This window comes from Halanaerobium saccharolyticum subsp. saccharolyticum DSM 6643, assembly GCF_000350165.1.
In the GTDB taxonomy this organism is placed as follows: Bacteria; Bacillota; Halanaerobiia; order Halanaerobiales; family Halanaerobiaceae; genus Halanaerobium; species Halanaerobium saccharolyticum.
Genome location: NZ_CAUI01000020.1, coordinates 1 through 1,330 on the forward strand (window position 1 = coordinate 1; position 1,330 = coordinate 1,330).

Sequence of the window (1,330 nt, forward strand, 5' to 3'; positions counted from 1 at the left end):
ACAGAAAAAGATGGATATAATTCAGTCCAACTTGGATTTGGAGAAGTTAAAAAGCACAGACTTAACAAACCTGAACTTGGACAATTTGAAAGCCGTGATATAGAACCTAAGAAACATTTAAGAGAGTTCAAAGGTTTAGATATGGAACTAAGTGAAGGTAGTGAAATTAAAGCTGATCTTTTCGAAGTAGGAGAAAAAGTTAATGTTAGTGGTATCTCCAAAGGTAAAGGATTTGCTGGTAATATTAAAAGATGGAATCATCATAGCGGACCAATGACACACGGTTCTATATCCATTTCTCTTTTTGCCATAACTGCTGATTCTAAAATACCGCTCAATTTTGAAGAGAAAGCAATTACTAAAACATGGTCATGTTCTGCTAAAGCTTTTTTGTAAGTGTCTTAAATTTTTCAGGAGTTATTCTTGAAGTTTTTGGAACTTCATCTCCCTGATTAATTAAGCGATAAAAATCTTTAGGCTGTAAATCATGACGATCATAATAGACTTGATTATTAATATTTACTTTTATATTTAAAAATTCTATATCATAGCTGTCCACAATCTCTTTTGGTAAATCAGAACAACTATCTGTTATTATTTTAACTTTTGACATAATAAATCCTCCCTGTGAAACTCTCCCCCGGGTTTAATATTTACTTAAAGTTTAAAATTTGAATCCTCGTCACGCTGACGAAGAATCGCTGGCTGAGTTAAATACTGAATTTAATTTGCCTAAAATTACTGTAGTTGGTCATTCTCATATTGATGTGGCTTGGCTTTGGAAATTGCTGCATACACGAGAAAAATGTTCTCGCAGCTTTTCAACAGTTTTAAAATTAATGGATGAATATCCAGAATATACTTTTGTCCAGTCAAGTCCCCAATTATATAAATTTATTAAAGAAGACTACCCAGAAATTTATGCCAAAATCAAAGAAAAAATCAAAGAAGGGAAATGGGAAGTTACTGGAGGGATGTGGGTAGAAGCAGATTGTAATCTGACCTCAGGAGAATCTTTAGTTAGACAGTTTTTACACGGCCATCAATTTATTAAAGAGGAATTTGAGATAGTATTGGAATATTTTATGGCTGCCGGATGTATTTGGTTATTCTTGGGCTTTACCACAGATAATTAAAAAAAGTGGAATGAAATATTTTATTAAATCGCTATAAGCTTCTACACTGCCATCATTAAGTGCAGTTTCAATAATTTTTTTACCAATCGGATTAAGTCCAGGCTCTAAATATTCTTTGATACATTTCTTAAAGAAATCAGAAAGAATTTTACCACCTATATCATAGGCTTTTTGGCCTACTTCTGGCTGACGAT

General features: G+C 32.6%; 1 protein-coding gene and 3 pseudogenes. 2 read left to right on the top strand and 2 right to left on the bottom strand.

The window, feature by feature from the left end; all coding sequences use genetic code 11:
• Nucleotides 1–141 precede the first annotated feature (141 nt).
• A pseudogene (gene rplC / locus HSACCH_RS14135) lies at nt 142–231 on the top strand (50S ribosomal protein L3); the annotation flags it as partial.
• Between the two features lie 29 nt (nt 232–260).
• Here the strand turns inward: rplC and HSACCH_RS08430 are convergent.
• Nucleotides 261–613: pseudogene (locus tag HSACCH_RS08430) on the bottom strand (DegV family protein).
• 112 nt (nt 614–725) lie between these two features.
• Between HSACCH_RS08430 and HSACCH_RS14310 the strand changes: the two are divergent.
• Nucleotides 726–1,161: pseudogene (locus tag HSACCH_RS14310) on the top strand (glycoside hydrolase family 38 N-terminal domain-containing protein); the annotation flags it as partial.
• On the opposite strand, the gene HSACCH_RS14225 reads toward HSACCH_RS14310, so the two are convergent.
• A partial coding sequence (locus HSACCH_RS14225) for a DUF4914 family protein (RefSeq protein ID WP_040477320.1) occupies nt 1,107–1,330 on the bottom strand: 224 nt, incomplete at its 5' end. The pseudogene HSACCH_RS14310 and the gene HSACCH_RS14225 overlap by 55 nt on opposite strands.